Source organism: Polynucleobacter sp. UB-Piko-W3, from assembly GCF_018881635.1.
Taxonomy (GTDB): Bacteria; Pseudomonadota; Gammaproteobacteria; order Burkholderiales; family Burkholderiaceae; genus Polynucleobacter.
Genome location: NZ_JACVPY010000002.1, coordinates 114,395 through 129,612, shown reverse-complemented (window position 1 = coordinate 129,612; position 15,218 = coordinate 114,395). Strand labels below are relative to the sequence as shown.

The 15,218-nt window shown below is 45.3% G+C and carries 17 protein-coding genes and 1 pseudogene; 5 read left to right on the top strand and 13 right to left on the bottom strand.

The genetic code is table 11. The features are described from left to right. Positions 1-16: 16 nt before the first annotated feature. From hscB to uvrB, 6 genes are all read right to left on the bottom strand, one after another. A complete protein-coding gene (hscB, locus tag ICN31_RS00950; protein ID WP_370624249.1) occupies positions 17-544 on the bottom strand; it encodes a Fe-S protein assembly co-chaperone HscB in 528 nt (175 codons plus the stop codon). Next, on the bottom strand, positions 522-845 hold the full coding sequence (iscA, locus tag ICN31_RS00945; protein ID WP_216257722.1) for an iron-sulfur cluster assembly protein IscA: 324 nt from the start codon (positions 843-845) through the stop codon (positions 522-524). Before iscA ends, hscB begins: the two co-directional genes overlap by 23 nt. 13 nt (positions 846-858) lie before the next feature. Then, positions 859-1,245, bottom strand: coding sequence for a Fe-S cluster assembly scaffold IscU (gene iscU, locus ICN31_RS00940; RefSeq protein WP_216257720.1), 387 nt, complete (start codon positions 1,243-1,245; stop codon positions 859-861). A 35-nt stretch (positions 1,246-1,280) separates the two neighbouring features. Further along, positions 1,281-2,540, bottom strand: a complete 1,260-nt coding sequence (locus ICN31_RS00935) for an IscS subfamily cysteine desulfurase (protein WP_370624248.1) — start codon at positions 2,538-2,540, stop codon at positions 1,281-1,283. A 27-nt stretch (positions 2,541-2,567) separates the two neighbouring features. Beyond that, entirely contained in the window at positions 2,568-3,137 is a 570-nt protein-coding gene (locus ICN31_RS00930; RefSeq protein ID WP_216257718.1) for a Fe-S cluster assembly transcription factor, read from the bottom strand. A 129-nt stretch (positions 3,138-3,266) separates the two neighbouring features. Beyond that, entirely contained in the window at positions 3,267-5,423 is a 2,157-nt protein-coding gene (gene uvrB, locus ICN31_RS00925; protein ID WP_255530856.1) for an excinuclease ABC subunit UvrB, read from the bottom strand. A 159-nt stretch (positions 5,424-5,582) separates the two neighbouring features. Between uvrB and ICN31_RS00920 the strand changes: the two genes are divergently transcribed. From ICN31_RS00920 to ICN31_RS00900, 5 genes and pseudogenes are all read left to right on the top strand, one after another. Continuing rightward, entirely contained in the window at positions 5,583-6,782 is a 1,200-nt protein-coding gene (locus ICN31_RS00920; RefSeq protein ID WP_216257716.1) for an amino acid aminotransferase, read from the top strand. 31 nt (positions 6,783-6,813) lie between these two features. Further along, positions 6,814-8,106 carry a polyhydroxyalkanoate depolymerase gene (locus ICN31_RS00915; RefSeq protein WP_088524530.1) on the top strand — a complete coding sequence of 431 codons (1,293 nt, stop codon included), beginning with the start codon at positions 6,814-6,816 and terminating at the stop codon, positions 8,104-8,106. A 10-nt stretch (positions 8,107-8,116) separates the two neighbouring features. Next, positions 8,117-8,848, top strand: a pseudogene (gene rsxB, locus ICN31_RS00910) (electron transport complex subunit RsxB); the annotation flags it as partial. Positions 8,849-8,850: 2 nt separating this feature from the next. Further along, positions 8,851-9,507, top strand: a complete 657-nt coding sequence (gene nth, locus ICN31_RS00905) for an endonuclease III (RefSeq protein WP_216260643.1) — start codon at positions 8,851-8,853, stop codon at positions 9,505-9,507. Continuing rightward, positions 9,500-9,925 (top strand): DUF1841 family protein, encoded by a 426-nt coding sequence (locus tag ICN31_RS00900; protein ID WP_216260645.1) that lies wholly within the window; start codon positions 9,500-9,502, stop codon positions 9,923-9,925. The genes nth and ICN31_RS00900 overlap by 8 nt, the downstream gene beginning before the upstream one ends. On the opposite strand, the gene ICN31_RS00895 is transcribed toward ICN31_RS00900, so the two are convergent. The 7 genes from ICN31_RS00895 to ICN31_RS00865 form a co-directional block, all read right to left on the bottom strand. After that, positions 9,917-10,093, bottom strand: coding sequence for a hypothetical protein (locus ICN31_RS00895; RefSeq protein ID WP_161491169.1), 177 nt, complete (start codon positions 10,091-10,093; stop codon positions 9,917-9,919). The two genes, ICN31_RS00900 and ICN31_RS00895, sit on opposite strands and share 9 nt — an antisense overlap. Positions 10,094-10,742: 649 nt before the next feature. Continuing rightward, complete coding sequence (locus ICN31_RS00890) at positions 10,743-11,153, bottom strand: Zn-ribbon domain-containing OB-fold protein (RefSeq protein WP_216257712.1); 411 nt, start codon at positions 11,151-11,153, stop codon at positions 10,743-10,745. Then, positions 11,153-12,322, bottom strand: coding sequence for a thiolase domain-containing protein (locus ICN31_RS00885; protein ID WP_216257710.1), 1,170 nt, complete (start codon positions 12,320-12,322; stop codon positions 11,153-11,155). Before ICN31_RS00885 ends, ICN31_RS00890 begins: the two co-directional genes overlap by 1 nt. A gap of 39 nt (positions 12,323-12,361) precedes the next feature. Beyond that, positions 12,362-13,348, bottom strand: a complete 987-nt coding sequence (locus ICN31_RS00880; RefSeq protein WP_216257708.1) for a tripartite tricarboxylate transporter substrate binding protein — start codon at positions 13,346-13,348, stop codon at positions 12,362-12,364. A 1-nt stretch (position 13,349) separates the two neighbouring features. After that, the gene (locus ICN31_RS00875; RefSeq protein ID WP_216257706.1) at positions 13,350-14,012 is read right to left on the bottom strand and encodes a 3-oxoacid CoA-transferase subunit B; all 663 of its coding nucleotides are present in this window, start codon (positions 14,010-14,012) and stop codon (positions 13,350-13,352) included. Then, positions 14,009-14,680, bottom strand: a complete 672-nt coding sequence (locus ICN31_RS00870; protein ID WP_216257704.1) for a 3-oxoacid CoA-transferase subunit A — start codon at positions 14,678-14,680, stop codon at positions 14,009-14,011. The genes ICN31_RS00875 and ICN31_RS00870 overlap by 4 nt, the downstream gene beginning before the upstream one ends. A 63-nt stretch (positions 14,681-14,743) precedes the next feature. Continuing rightward, complete coding sequence (locus ICN31_RS00865) at positions 14,744-15,184, bottom strand: HIT family protein (protein ID WP_216257702.1); 441 nt, start codon at positions 15,182-15,184, stop codon at positions 14,744-14,746. Between the last annotated feature and the right edge of the window lie 34 nt (positions 15,185-15,218).

The following is a 15,218-nucleotide window of genomic DNA, read 5'->3' as shown; positions in this document are numbered from 1 at the left end:
TTAATTCGGTTATAGGCTAGGCCAAGGCCACAATGGCATCATCAAGCTCGATAACAAACTTATCAATAAAGAGCAATCCTCTGAGAAGTTCGGCAGCGTGTTGATAATTTTTAGCACTATCGATTGCTTGGGCTATCTCAGCCAGAGTTTCTTGTTTGGAGGCTGCGACCTCATCCATGAGTTTTTCTAAAGCAGGCAGATCGTCGGCTTGCTCATCTAAACTCTCGCGCCATTCCATCTGCTTCATCAGAAATGCGGCCGGCATAGCAGTATTAGTCTCTAGCTTGGCATCTACACCGTGCAGCTGGCAAATATACAAACCCCGTTGTACGGGATTCTTAAGCGTTTGCAATGCGGTGTTGGCCAATGTAGCCATTTGCATGGCAAGACGTTGTTCTGTATCGCTACCACGTGCATGGCGATCGGGATGAACTTCTTTTTGAATTGCTAGATAAGCCTGTTCAAGGGCAGGCAAATCGATTGTGAATTGCTGATTTAGTCCAAAGAAGCGAAAGTAATCGTCAGACGCGGAAGGATTCGCCACAACCACACTCATCTTTTACGTTTGGATTTTGAAACTTAAACCCTTCGTTCAAACCCTCACGTACAAAGTCTAGCTCTGTTCCATCCAAATAAGCCAAGCTCTTTGGATCGATAAATACTTTCACGCCATTGGACTCAAATACTTGATCTTCAGTTGCTGGCTCGTCCACATACTCCAATTGATAAGCTAAACCAGAGCAGCCAGTAGTACGAACCCCTAAACGCAAACCACACCCCTTGCCGCGCTTTTCTAAATTGCGGTTAACGTGTGCAGCTGCTTTATCAGTTAGGGTAATTGCCATAGTTTTAGTCTGCTTATATTGCTGGATGTTTTTCTTTGTAATCTGCAACTGCAGCTTTAATGGCATCTTCAGCCAAGATAGAGCAGTGAATCTTTACGGGTGGCAAAGCCAACTCTTGCGCAATCAGAGAGTTCTTAATCTCTAAAGCCTGATCCAAAGTCTTACCCTTTACCCACTCAGTAACTAATGAGGAAGAGGCAATCGCTGAGCCGCAACCATAAGTCTTGAACTTGGCATCTTCAATCACGCCTTGATCATTTACACGGATTTGTAACTTCATCACGTCGCCACAAGCTGGCGCGCCAACCATACCGGTACCAACACTGTCATCGCCCTTTTCAAAAGAGCCAACATTTCTTGGATTTTCGTAATGATCAATCACTTTATCGCTATAAGCCATGGTATTCCCTCGTTATTTCTTTATTTAATTATTATTTAATGTGCTGCCCATTGAATCGTACTTAAGTCGACTCCGTCTTTAAACATTTCCCACAATGGTGAGAGCTCACGTAACTTCGCAATCTTTTCTTTCACTAAATTAATGGTGAAATCTACTTCTTCTTCAGTCGTAAAACGACCAAGAGTAAAACGAATCGAGCTATGAGCTAATTCATCATTACGACCTAAAGCACGCAATACATAAGATGGCTCAAGGGATGCTGATGTGCAAGCGGATCCAGAGGAAATGGCTAATTCTTTCAAGGCCATCAACATTGATTCACCTTCAACATAGTTAAAGCTGATATTGAGGTTATGAGGAACACGGTGATCCATGTCACCGTTGACATACACCTCTTCAATATCCTTCAAGCCATTTAATAAACGATCGCGTAAGCCACGAATACGTTTATTTCCTTCTGCCATCTCGATACGAGCGATACGGAACGCCTCACCCATGCCCACAATTTGATGGACGGCTAGTGTTCCAGAGCGCATACCGCGCTCATGACCACCACCATGAATCTGAGCCTCAATCCGAATACGAGGCTTGCGACGCACAAACAGTGCACCAATACCTTTTGGACCATAAGTCTTATGAGCAGAAAAACTCATCAGGTCAACTTTGATCTTCTCTAAATCGATTTCTACTTTACCAGTTGCTTGCGCGGCATCTACATGAAGAATCACTCCACGTGAACGACATAGTTCACCAATAGCGGGAATATCCTGCACCACACCGATTTCATTATTGACATACATCACTGAAGTCAAAATCGTGCCAGGCTTCATTGCAACCTCAAGCTGTGCAAAGTCAATCAAACCATTTGGCAACACATCCAAATAAGTCACTTCATAACCTTCACGCTCTAGCTCACGACAAGTATCTAATGTTGCCTTGTGCTCGGTCTTCACGGTAATGATGTGATTGCCACGATCCTTATAGAAATGCGCCGCACCTTTTAATGCGAGGTTGATACTTTCAGTCGCACCACTAGTAAATACAATCTCTCGTGGATCAGCATGTACCAGTTGTGCAACTTCTGAACGCGCCCACTCAACCGCTTCTTCAGCAGCCCAACCATACGCATGACTGCGGGATGCAGCATTACCAAATTGCTCACGCAAGTAGGGCAACATTTTGTCGACCACTCTTGGATCAATTGGGGTTGTGGCCGAGTAATCCATATACACTGGAAAGTGCTTAGGACTAAACATCGGTACAGGTTGCTTTGGAAGGTCTTGCGGTGCGTTCATGATTTACTTATAAATGAATAACTACTATTAACTTTGACGCGCCCAATTAAATACTGAATTAATTAATGGTGCTTTAGGTGCAACTTCTTTCTTAGCTGCAAGTGCTGGTGCTGACTTTTCAGCTTTTGCACTCTCAACTTTGACTTTCTTCTGGCGCATATCCTGAATCACTACTCCGCGCCCTTCTTGTTGCTGAACCAAGTTACGCAAACTAACCGAGCTTAAGTACTCAACCATTTTGAGATTGAGATTGCTCCAAAGATCATGGGTCATACAGTGCCCATGTTCGTCTTCGTCACTATGACAATTGCCTTTGCCACCGCATTGGGTCGCATCCAATGGCTCATCAACAGCAACAATGATGTCTGCAACGCTAATCGCATCTGCACTGCGTGCGAGGGTGTATCCACCTCCAGGGCCGCGAGTACTCTCGACGATATTGAAGCGGCGTAATTTGCCGAACAATTGCTCTAGGTAGGAAAGGGAAATCTTTTGTCTTTGGCTAATTCCAGCCAAAGTTACAGGCCCATGCGCTTCACGCAGGGCTAAATCGATCATTGCGGTTACTGCAAAACGGCCTTTAGTAGTAAGTCTCATATTTCACCTTGGTAATGGATTGTTTATGGACAGCTCATGGTCAGGCGGGTAATACCCGACCAATCCACTCAACTTTATCATATGACCCACAAAATTGCTCGGGAATAGCCCCTAAAACCCTTTTAGCAACTAGCCTATGGAGTCTCTGGAACGGGCTCCGAAGGCCATTTCCTTTACTTTAGTTAGGCGATCCCGGGTGCTGGCAGCCTTCTCAAACTCCAGATTCTTGGCTTCAGCGTTCATTTGCTTCTCCAAACGCTTGATTTCACCCGCCAAATCCTTCTCACTCATATCCTCATAGCGAGCCCGTTCCTGCTCGGTCTGCATCTCCACTCGCTTCTCTTGGACGTCATAGACCCCATCAATGATGTCCTTAATTCGCTTTTGGACCCCCTTAGGCTCAATTCCATGGAGCTTATTAAAGGCAATTTGCTTGGTACGGCGTCTTTCGGTTTCACCCATTGCCCTGCGCATGGAGTCGGTCACCCTATCGGCATACAAAATGGCTTTGCCTCGAATGTTTCGTGCGGCGCGTCCAATCGTCTGAATCAAACTGCGTTCAGAGCGTAAAAAGCCTTCTTTATCAGCATCCAAAATAGCCACCAGAGAAACCTCTGGAATATCTAAACCTTCGCGCAATAAGTTAATACCAACCAATACATCGAAGACCCCTAAACGTAAGTCGCGCAAAATTTCAACCCGTTCAACAGTATCAATGTCTGAGTGCACATAGCGAACTTTCACACCGTTATCAGAGAGGTAATCCGTTAATTGCTCTGCCATCCGTTTAGTCAACACTGTTACCAAAACGCGCTCGCCCACTTTGACGCGCTCATGAATCTGATCCAGCAAATTATCAACTTGAGTGCTGGCTGGTAATACTTCAATTTCTGGATCAACCAATCCTGTAGGTCTAGCCACTTGCTCGACTACCTTACCTTGGTGGGTATTTTCATAATCAGCTGGTGTCGCAGAAACAAAAATGGTTTGACGCATCTTGGTTTCAAACTCAGTAAATTTAAGAGGCCGGTTATCCATCGCCGAAGGTAAACGAAAACCAAATTCCACCAAAGTATGTTTACGCGATTTATCGCCGTTATACATGGCATTGAGTTGCCCAATGAGGACATGGCTCTCATCCAAGAACATCAAGGCATCATTCGGAAGATAGTCCACCAAAGTAGGCGGGGCCTCGCCTGGAGAAGCACCAGATAGATGGCGAGAGTAGTTCTCAATGCCTTTGCAAAAACCCAATTCATTGAGCATCTCTAAATCAAACCGCGTACGCTGCTCTAGACGTTGCGCCTCAACCAGTTTTCCATCTTTGACAAACTCATCTAAGCGAGTACGCAACTCCGTCTTAATCGTTTCAATCGCTTTGAGAACGGTTTCTCGGGGCGTTACATAGTGCGAACTTGGGTAGACCGTAAAACGCGGGATCTTTTGACGAATCTTCCCAGTAAGTGGATCAAAAAATTGCAAACTCTCCACCACATCATCAAACAATTCAACGCGTACCGCTAACTCATTATGTTCGGCCGGGAAAATATCAATCGTATCCCCACGTACTCGAAATACTCCACGCTTAAAATCCGTTTCATTACGGTCGTATTGCATCGCAATCAGTCGCATCAAAATATCGCGTTGACTCATCTTGTCGCCAGGACGCAATGTCATCACCATGCTGTGATAGTCACCAGGATTACCAATACCGTAAATCGCAGAAACGGTAGCAACGATAATGACATCACGTCGCTCTAACAAACTCTTGGTTGCAGAAAGTCGCATCTGCTCAATGTGCTCATTAATCGATGAATCTTTTTCAATAAAGAGATCGCGCTGAGGAACATAAGCCTCAGGCTGGTAATAGTCGTAGTAACTCACGAAGTACTCAACCGCATTTTTGGGGAAAAACTCCCTAAATTCGCTATAAAGTTGAGCAGCTAAGGTCTTGTTCGGAGCAAAAATAATGGCTGGACGGCCCGTTCTGGCGATCACATTGGCCATGGTGAAGGTCTTTCCAGATCCCGTAACCCCGAGAAGGGTCTGAAAAGTGAGTCCGTCCTCAATGCCCTCCACTAAGGCCTCGATCGCCTCTGGTTGATCGCCAGCAGGGATAAAAGGCTGATAAAGCTGATAGGGGGAATCGGGAAAGCTGACAAATTTGGCAGGATCCAGATCATGGCCAGCCTCGCCCAATGGGTCAGCAACCGGTTTTTGGGTATCTTCTTGAGCTGTAGAATTCGACGACTTTTTGGGGGACTTAGGGGGCATCTCAGCTATCATTTGATCTGTGAGTTTTCTTCACAGCGAATTTTGTACAAACAATGATTTTGCCGTTTTTATTTGGAAATAGTTAATTCTGGCCTCTAAAACCTTTAATTAAGCCAAATTGAACGGCAATTAGAAGCAAAGCTACCTTTAAACCATCATTTACGACCGCCAATGACCCTTTTTGCCTCCGTCCAATTAGCCCCCAAAGATCCTATTTTTGGCCTCACAGAAGCTTACGTTGCAGATCAACGTCCTGACAAAGTTAATCTGGGGGTTGGCGTGTATTACACCGATGAAGGCAAGGTGCCACTTCTCAAAGCGGTGATCAAGGCTGAAGAGGCGATCGTGGCTAAACATTCTCCACGCAGTTACATTCCAATTGAAGGCCCAAACCTCTATAACAGTGCAGTACAAAATTTATTATTTGGTGCTGACTCGGCACTGATTAAAGATGGCCGTGTTGTGACTGCGGAATGTTTGGGTGGCACTGGTGCATTACGGGTTGGCGCAGACTTCATTAAGCGTCTTAATTTAATTGCACCCTGCGCTATCAGCAATCCAACCTGGGAAAACCACCGCGGTATTTTTGAATCTGCGGGCTTTGAAGTTGTGGAATATACCTACTTCGATGGCAAAACCCGGGGTGTTGATTTTGATGGCATGGTGAAATCTCTGGAGTCCTTTCCAAAAAACACGACTGTTCTTTTGCATGCCTGCTGCCATAACCCAACTGGCGCTGACATTACTGAAGCCCAATGGCATCAAGTAATCGATATCTGTAAGAACAAGAGTTTGATTCCCTTCTTGGATATGGCTTACCAAGGCTTTGCATCTGGTATTGAACAAGATGGCATCGCCGTTCGCCTCTTTGCGCAGTCTGGCATGTCCTTCTTCGTATCGAGCTCTTTCTCTAAGTCATTTTCACTCTATGGTGAGCGTGTCGGCGCTTTGTCTATCGTGACACAAAGTAAAGATGAATCTACTCGCTTACTCTCACAATTAAAGCGTGTGATTCGCACCAACTATTCAAATCCCCCAACTCACGGCGGTGCCATTGTTTCTGCTGTTTTAAATTCCCCTGAACTATGCAAGCTTTGGGAAGATGAGTTAGCAGAAATGCGTGACCGTATTAAAGCAATGCGTCATGGCCTCGTTGAAAAACTGGCTGCTGCTGGTGTGAAACAAGATTTTGCTTTTATCGAACAGCAACGTGGAATGTTTTCTTACTCAGGCTTAACGGCTGAGCAAGTTGAACGCCTACAGAAAGAAGATGGTATTTATGCCCTCTCCACTGGACGCATTTGTGTTGCGGCGCTCAATACCAAAAATATTGATAAAGTAGCCAAAGCAATCGCCCGCGTATTAGGATAACAAGCGGATATACAGAATTACAGGAGCTAAAATGTTATATCAGTTACACGAGTTCCAAACAGCTTTACTTCAACCCCTCAGCTCATGGGCGCGGGCAGCCTCAGAGGCATTTATCAATGCCTCCAATCCAGCATCGATGGTTCCAGGATCTGAGCGTTTAGCTGCTAGTTACGAACTTCTTTATCGCCTAGGTAAAAACTACAAAAAACCAGAATTTGGTATTCGGGCAGTACAAGCACATGGTCAAGAAGTAGCCATCCATGAAAGAACGATCGTTGCAAAACCTTTTTGTAATCTAGTTCGCTTCAAACGCTTTTCGGATGATGTAGAAACCATCAAGAGCCTCAAGGATGATCCGGTTGTATTGGTAGTGGCTCCGATGTCTGGCCATCATGCTACCTTGTTGCGCGATACCGTTCGTACGCTATTACAAGATCATAAGGTTTACATTACCGACTGGATTGATGCACGTAACGTTCCAATTGAAGATGGTGAATTTGGTCTAGATGACTATGTTCACTACATCCAAGAGTTTATTCGTGCGATTGGTGCGAAAGATTTACATGTTGTATCAGTTTGTCAGCCTACCGTTCCAACCTTAGGTGCCATTTCTCTGATGGCTTCTGCTGGTGAAGAAACTCCTGCATCCATGATTATGATGGGCGGCCCAATTGATGCCCGCAAATCACCGACTGCTGTAAATAATCTGGCTGAACACAAGTCTTTTGATTGGTTCGAAAGCCACGTCATCTACAAAGTGCCGCCAAATTACCCAGGGGCTGGTCGCAAGGTATATCCAGGCTTCTTGCAACACACCGGCTTTATTGCTATGAACCCACAAAACCATATGCAATCGCATTGGGACTACTTCCAAAATCTGGTACGTGGTGATGAACAAGATACCGATGCGCATATTCGTTTCTATGACGAGTACAACGCCGTATTAGATTTAGATGCCAAGTTCTACTTGGATACCATCAAGACTGTTTTCCAAGATTACGCTTTACCTAACGGCACTTGGGAAGTGGCTGGTGATTTAGTGAAGCCCCAAGATATTAAAAAGACTGCACTGCTGACTATCGAGGGTGAGCTTGATGATATCTCTGGAAGTGGGCAAACCCGCTCGGCACATAACTTGTGTGTTGGTATTCCAAAAGAGCATAAAGCGCACTACGAAGTTGCTGGTGCAGGGCACTACGGCATCTTTGCTGGTCGTCGTTGGCGTGACAAGGTTTATCCAAAGATTAAATCCTTCATTCTCGAGCATCAAGTTGCGCAGAAAAGAACTAAAGCAAGGCCTCCTAAATTAGAAGGCTCTAACTAAGCATCAATCAGTGGGGGCCAAGGCCCTCACTTTTTTAACCCACGATCTCGCAATGACAACCAACCAAGCGAACGAACTTGCTGATCGCTTAGAGGATGCACTTCCTCAAACACAATGTACTAAATGCGGTTATCCCGATTGCCGAGGCTATGCAGAAGCGATGGCCAGTGGTGAGGCTTTACCCAATCGTTGTCCACCAGGAGGCGTCGATGGAATTGCGCGCCTAAGCAAAATACTCATTCCAATTTATCCACAAGATGCTTTTGAGCTGCATCCCACAATAGATCCTGAGTGCGGTAAAGAGCGTCCCAGACCAGTAGCCTTCATCGATCCACAGAAATGTATTGGCTGCACTCTATGCATACAAGCTTGTCCAGTCGATGCGATTGTGGGCGCTTCAAAGCAAATGCATGTAGTTTTAACGCAGTGGTGTACGGGTTGCGATCTTTGTATTCCTCCCTGCCCCGTCGATTGCATCAGCATGATTGATGTCACAGGCAATCAAATGGGCTGGGATGCCTGGTCGCCAGACTTGGCAGATATTTCACGTCAGCGTTATCACGAGCGAGATCAACGTCTTCACAGAGAGCAAAAAGATAATGATGGGCGTTTAGCCAAAAAAGCGGCGGCCAAATTAATAGCAGTGAATGCTGATAACCCAACATCAGATGAGCAAAAGAAAGAGCAAGAGCGTAAACGCGCCATTATTGCTGCTGCCATTGCACGTGCCCAGCAACAAAAATGATGAATCCTGAAAAACGGCGCGCCTTCTTTGAGCAACTCAAGGCCAATAATCCGAAGCCGACAACTGAACTTGAGTACAACTCACCATTTGAGCTTCTCATTGCAGTATTGCTTTCAGCGCAAGCAACTGATGTATCAGTCAATAAAGGTACACGCAAACTCTTTAAGATAGCCAACACACCAAAAGCACTTTTAGATCTGGGTGAAGAAGGGGTGAAGCCATTTATTCAGCACATTGGATTATTTAACTCCAAGGGTAGACATATTCAAGAGACTTGTCGCCTCTTGCTAGAAAAACATCAAGGCCAAGTTCCGCAAATTCGTGAAGAACTTGAGGCTTTGCCAGGAGTTGGTAGAAAAACTGCCAACGTGATTCTCAATACTGCCTTTGGGCAGCCTACTATTGCTGTTGATACACATATCTTTAGAGTCTCTAATCGCACTGGTTTAGCGCCCGGTAAGGATGTGGTTAAAGTGGAAGAGCAACTTCTCAAACGTGTACCTAAGGAGTATTTACTAGACGCACATCATTGGCTTATCCTGCATGGTAGATACACTTGCAAGGCACGCAATCCAGATTGCGCGCAATGTATTGTTGAGCCCTTATGTGGCTTTAAACAAAAAACTGGCAAAGGGAAAGTTCGTGGCAATATTTAATCCAACTCGAGAAGAAGTACGTCGCTTTTTCTGCGATACCTGGAAAAAGAAAACCGATGGCCACATCCTAGATTCGATGGAAACACTTGCGAGTGATTGGATGGTAGACCACCCTGAGTATCACACCCTGTTGGCAGATCCTGAAGGTGCTTTAGCTCAAGACTACACACCAGAACGTGGAGAAACCAATCCTTTCTTGCACCTCTCAATGCATCTATCGATTAGTGAGCAGATCTCGATTAATCAACCCCCTGGAATTAAAGAGGTAGCAGAAAAGCTGATCAAGAGAGCGGGCTCTGAGCACGAGGCTCAGCACCTCATGATGGAATGCTTAGGACAGGTAATGTGGGAAGCGCAGCGTGAAGGTGGACAACTTAACCCCGATCAATATCTCGAGGCATTAAAAAAACTAGTTTAGTTTTGAAACGCGCATTACCTTGCTGCCAATAATGAATTTCTCAACCTCAGGACAAAGCAGGCCATCCTTGTAAGGTAATGGGACATACTCATATTGAGTGCCAGCTAGCACTTTCCAGCGCGAACCGTCATACAAAGAAAAGATATCGCCTGGATTTCCATAAAGCATCAGCGGTTCTTTGATGGAAACCTGATAGCAAGTAATAGATTTCTCTTTACTTGATTGGGCATTTACAACAGAACAGCAGATCAAGGTTGAGAAGACGAAAAATAATCTCTTTATAACAACAAGGATGATCATTTCTTAGGGGCTGAACATAGTAAATCAGAACAGTCTTGAAGCCACTCAAGGGACAGCTTTGTTGGTATCACATACTTTCGCCTGCGATCCTCTTTTGAAGCCTCGGCCTTAATCAACTTTTTGGTGATTAAGTCACTCATCACTGAATGCAAGGTAGCCTGAGATCCAATCTCATTTAATAAGATTAAATCGAGAACTGAAAAGTTCACTTTTTCAGCATGGGCTGACAAAACCGCCTCAAGCACCAATACCTCTTTCTGGTCGGCAAGCTTGTAGCGCTTATTAATACGCCGAAGGGAGGCAGAAAAGTGTAGGAATTTGAAGGGGGCTGAAGACATCCCACAATCGTATTCGCTTCAAGGCCAATAGCCTAACTATTTAAAATATGACTTTTATATTGAAAATCTATAGTTATCTAAAAAATTAACACTTTTCAGGAAGTGCAAAGTGAAGGTTAATCCTCAATCCCGAGGACTATATTGAAGTTTTAAAGGGGTGGTTTAGATATTAAGTCGCATTAGATCGGCTCAAATAAATGTGTCTTTTGACCATCTTCTGTTTCTTGAAAAACCACTTTCACTTTTTGCCCAATACGAATTGAATCAAAATCGCAATTCGTTAAATGAGTCAGTATAGAAATACCCTCTTGTAAGCGGACATAAGCCATAGCAAATGGCACAGCCACCCCACGCCTCATGACGGTATAAGAATAAATTTCTCCTAGGCCATCAGACTTAACCCAGGTCGTATCATCACTGCCACAATGAGGGCAGATAGTACGTGGGTAGTAATGCGCTTCTTTGCAACTATTGCAATACTTGAGTAAGAGTTGATTCTCCTGAGCAGCCGCTAAAAAAACGGTATTTTCAGGATTACTAATGGGGCTTGGTAAGCGATGCTCTTTATTGTCTGGATTAACTTGGCTCATCACAGTCTCCCTAAAATTAATACTGCTGCGCCGTGACGTGTGCCGAGGGCCCCACCAATACCAGAGGCTAGCGCAAACTCTAGATTAGGAACCTGAACTGCTGGGTGGGCTTCTCCGCGCAACTGTCTTACTGCCTCAATCACTTTGGTCATGCCCCCACGATTGGCTGGATGGTTATTACATAAACCTCCACCATCGGTATTAAAGGCAAGCTTGCCTTTGCCAGAAATTAATTGGCCGCCTTCAACAAACTTGCCGCCCTCACCCTTTTTACAGAATCCGAGATCCTCTAGCTGGATGAGTACTGTAATAGTGAAGCTGTCATAAATAGAGGCATAACAAATTTGCTCAGGTGTTAACTTGGCTTCCTTAAATGCAAGAGGAGCAGCCCAAGCTAAACCAGAATAGGTAAGGTCAACTTTGCCGCCCATCTGACCCTTGGTAGTTTCGCCTGCGCCCATCATCGTAATGACGGGCTTTTTTAAAGTCTTGGCAATATCAGGATGCACCACTACCAATGCCCCGCCGCTATCCGTTACCACGCAACAATCTGCCCGGTGTAATGGATCAGCGATCATTGGAGAATTCAAGACATCTTCAACAGTTAAGACATCCTTTAAGGCGGCATTCGGATTGTGTTGCGCATGATGTGAGGCGGCTACCTTAATCCAAGCAAGCTGTTCGCTAGTGGTACCAAACTCATACATGTGGCGCATAGCGCACATCGCATACGTATTTAAAGGTGCTGGTGAGTATGGCTTTTCAAATGCAAAGTCGGGAGCGCTAGCCCACTGGCTCCGAACCTGTGTACCACTAGAGCCCTCAGACTTTGGACGCCCTGCTAAGGTGATGAGGGCAACCTTACATTGCCCCGCTGCAATAGCACGTGCCGCATGATTAACATGGGTTAGGTAGGAAGAGCCGCCGGTATCAGTGGAGTCCAAGTATTTTAATTTCTTGAGACCCAAATAGTCTGCCATTGATACCGGACCCATACCTGGCGCATCACCTGCACAAAAATACCCATCTACATCATCTAAAGTAAGTCCAGCATCCAACAAAGCACCTCGTGCTACTTCAGCATGCAACTGCGCAACTGTGTGATCTGGAGCTACACGTAATGGATGCTCATATATTCCAGCGATACAGGCATTAGATGAAAACGACATGAATGTTCCTTTAGTAAATTCTTTGATTCAGCAACTAATCTAATCAACTGTAATTTGTGACTGCGCAATCAGCTTACGCCACTTTTCCATTTCACTTTTAATGAATGTAGAAAATTGTTCAGGGCTTCCTGGCATTGGGTCGGCACCTTGTGCAATCAGCTTATCCTTAAATTTAGGATCGGCCAAAATACTTTGCAGCTCTTTATTCAAGCGATTACGTATACCTATCGGTAAATTTGCTGGCGCTACTAATCCATACCAGGTTGCCATGTCGTAACCAGGCAAGCCAGACTCTGCGATAGTGGGAACATCGGGCGCTGCAGCCGAACGCTTCGCGCTCGTTATACCTAAACCCCTCAAATTGCCAGCTTTTACTTGCGGCACGGCGCTTGGTAGGTTCGGAAAGCTCATATCAACTTGACCCGAGATCACATCAGGCATGGCGCTACCGGTGCCCTTGTATGGCACATGGATCATGTCAATCTTCGCCATTTTTTCAAACAATACTGCCGATAGATGAACTGATGTTCCACTACCGCTAGAAGCAAAAGTGAGCCTTCCAGGGTTACTTTTTGCTGCAGCGATAACCTCAGCCACAGACTTATAGGGTGAGTTCACAGGAACTACCAACATATTTGGCGCTGAAAATACGCTACCAATAGCAGTGAAATCTTTAATTGGATCGTATGGAAGATTTTTATACAGCGATGCATTCACAGCATGGCCAATCGACGGGAAATACAAGGTATATCCATCCGGCGCTGAGCGAGCTACAAGTTCTGCAGCAATATTGCCATTAGCTCCTGCTTTATTAAGGACAATGACAGGCTGCCCAAGTCGAGTGGATAAGCCCTCTGCTAAAGCACGCCCTACTGTATCTGCTGAACCGCCAGGAGAAAACCCAACAATCAATTGAATGGGTTTATTGGGATATGCAGGTGCAATATCAGCAGCATGGGCAGAACCCAAGCCAATCAAAAATATTAGGCCTAAGAAAAAATGGTTAAGTTTCAGTTTGGAGTACACATTATTTCCTAAGCCTATGCATTGGCACTTTGCTGAGTTCTTGTAAGTCTTCAAAGCTCAGTCCATCTACCCAATCAATTGCCACTAAACCTTCAGTCGTTACTGCAATGGTTGCTAAGTCGGTATAAATACAATCTACTGCTGCTAGAGCGGTTAAGGGGTAAGTACATTCTTGAACTAATTTAGATTCTCCAGACTTCGTGAGATGTTCCATCATGACAAATAACTTCTGAGCACCTAAAGCAAGATCCATGGCACCGCCCACTGCAGGAATGGCCTTAGGGTCACCAGTGCGCCAGTTGGCGATATCGCCCTTGATAGAAACCTGAAAGGCACCCAATACGCAAATATCGATATGTCCACCACGAATCATGACGAAAGAATCCGCATGATGACATAGTGAAGCTCCAGGAAGCATCGTGACTGGCTGTTTACCAGCATTAACCAACTCTTGGTCAATCTCATGCTCTTTCGCTAATGGGCCCATGCCCAACAAACCATTTTCAGAGTGCAGGAGAATTTCTTTATCCGAAGGAAGGAAGTTAGAAATAGTCATTGGTTGACCGATACCTAAGTTCACATGAGCACCATCAGGTATATCTTGCACAATACGCTTAGCAATGTCAGCTGTCGTGCGCTTTTGTAACTTAGAGAGATCAATCATGATTTATCTCCAACCCGCACAATGCGTTTTACGAAAATTCCAGGGGTCACAATATTTTCTGGATCCAGTGCGCCCAAGTCTACAATCTGATTGACTTGAGCAATAGTACAGCGAGCGGCCGTGGCCATAATGGGCCCAAAGTTCCGCCCGGTGCGATGGTAAGTTAGATTACCCCAACGATCACCCTTATCAGCTTTGATCAATGCGTAATCTGCTTTGATCGCAGTTTCTAAAATATGATTTACTCCATTAATGACGCGAGTATCTTTACCATTGGCTAATTCTGTACCAAAACCCGTCGGCGTATAAAAGCCACCAATACCTGCGCCGCCAGCTCGAATACGCTCTGCTAGAGTGCCCTGTGGGACCAACTCTAATTCAATCTTGCCAGCTCGGTAGAGCTCATCAAAAGCACCAGACTCAGGCTGCCTCGGAAAAGAGCAAACCATTTTCTTGACTTGACCAGCGCCAATGAGCTTTGCAATACCAACACCAGAATTGCCAGCATTGTTGCTCACAATAGTGAGGTTCTTGGCGCCCTGCTCTGCTAACGCGTCTAATAAGTAAATCGGTAGACCCGCGCCACCAAAACCAGAAACCAAAATGGTTGAGCCATCACTAATATCCCGCATAGCCTGCGCCACGCTAGGAATGATTTTGTCTATCACTACCCATCTCCATCTTTTTTATTGTGAGTGCTACTTTCAGCTTTTTACTGATTTAGTAGTAATTTAATGCATTTGAGAAATTGCAGAGCGAATTGCGGCAGGCAACCGCTTAGCAAGAGCACCTCTAGCCTCCAGAGAAGATTTCGTCGCCTCTTGCGTCCGCACTGACCATGCAGATCCTGGGAAAAAAGCATCGTCTTTATATCTGGGTATGACATGCCAATGAATATGGGGAACCATATTGCCTAAGGCAGCAATGTTGACCTTATGGGGACGCATGATGTGGCGTACTGCCTCTTCCACAACAAATAAGAGCGCCATCAGATGCTCGCGCTCACCATAGGTCAAATCAGTCATTTCAGCGACATGACGATTCCATATCACTCTACAAAAACCGGGTAGGTCAGGATCATTGACGAGAATCACACGACAGTCATCACCTCGCCAGATGAGCTCACTCTCTTCTGGCTTGAGTTCGTCTTTACACAGTACGCAATTGGTCATGGCAAGAATGTATACGAAAACGGCATCTAAGTCA

Coding starts and splice junctions, on each gene's coding strand:
- ICN31_RS00915 (WP_088524530.1), top strand. CDS start 6,814: ATGTTATATCAGTTACACGAGTTCCAAACAGCTTTACTTCAACCCCTC.
- iscU (WP_216257720.1), bottom strand. CDS start 1,245: ATGGCTTATAGCGATAAAGTGATTGATCATTACGAAAATCCAAGAAAT.
- ICN31_RS00885 (WP_216257710.1), bottom strand. CDS start 12,322: ATGTCGTTTTCATCTAATGCCTGTATCGCTGGAATATATGAGCATCCA.
- ICN31_RS00920 (WP_216257716.1), top strand. CDS start 5,583: ATGACCCTTTTTGCCTCCGTCCAATTAGCCCCCAAAGATCCTATTTTT.
- ICN31_RS00865 (WP_216257702.1), bottom strand. CDS start 15,184: ATGACCAATTGCGTACTGTGTAAAGACGAACTCAAGCCAGAAGAGAGT.
- iscA (WP_216257722.1), bottom strand. CDS start 845: ATGGCAATTACCCTAACTGATAAAGCAGCTGCACACGTTAACCGCAAT.
- ICN31_RS00935 (WP_370624248.1), bottom strand. CDS start 2,540: ATGAACGCACCGCAAGACCTTCCAAAGCAACCTGTACCGATGTTTAGT.
- ICN31_RS00930 (WP_216257718.1), bottom strand. CDS start 3,137: ATGAGACTTACTACTAAAGGCCGTTTTGCAGTAACCGCAATGATCGAT.
- uvrB (WP_255530856.1), bottom strand. CDS start 5,423: ATGATAGCTGAGATGCCCCCTAAGTCCCCCAAAAAGTCGTCGAATTCT.
- ICN31_RS00875 (WP_216257706.1), bottom strand. CDS start 14,012: ATGATTGATCTCTCTAAGTTACAAAAGCGCACGACAGCTGACATTGCT.
- ICN31_RS00890 (WP_216257712.1), bottom strand. CDS start 11,153: ATGAGCCAAGTTAATCCAGACAATAAAGAGCATCGCTTACCAAGCCCC.
- nth (WP_216260643.1), top strand. CDS start 8,851: ATGAATCCTGAAAAACGGCGCGCCTTCTTTGAGCAACTCAAGGCCAAT.
- ICN31_RS00895 (WP_161491169.1), bottom strand. CDS start 10,093: ATGCTTTATGGAAATCCAGGCGATATCTTTTCTTTGTATGACGGTTCG.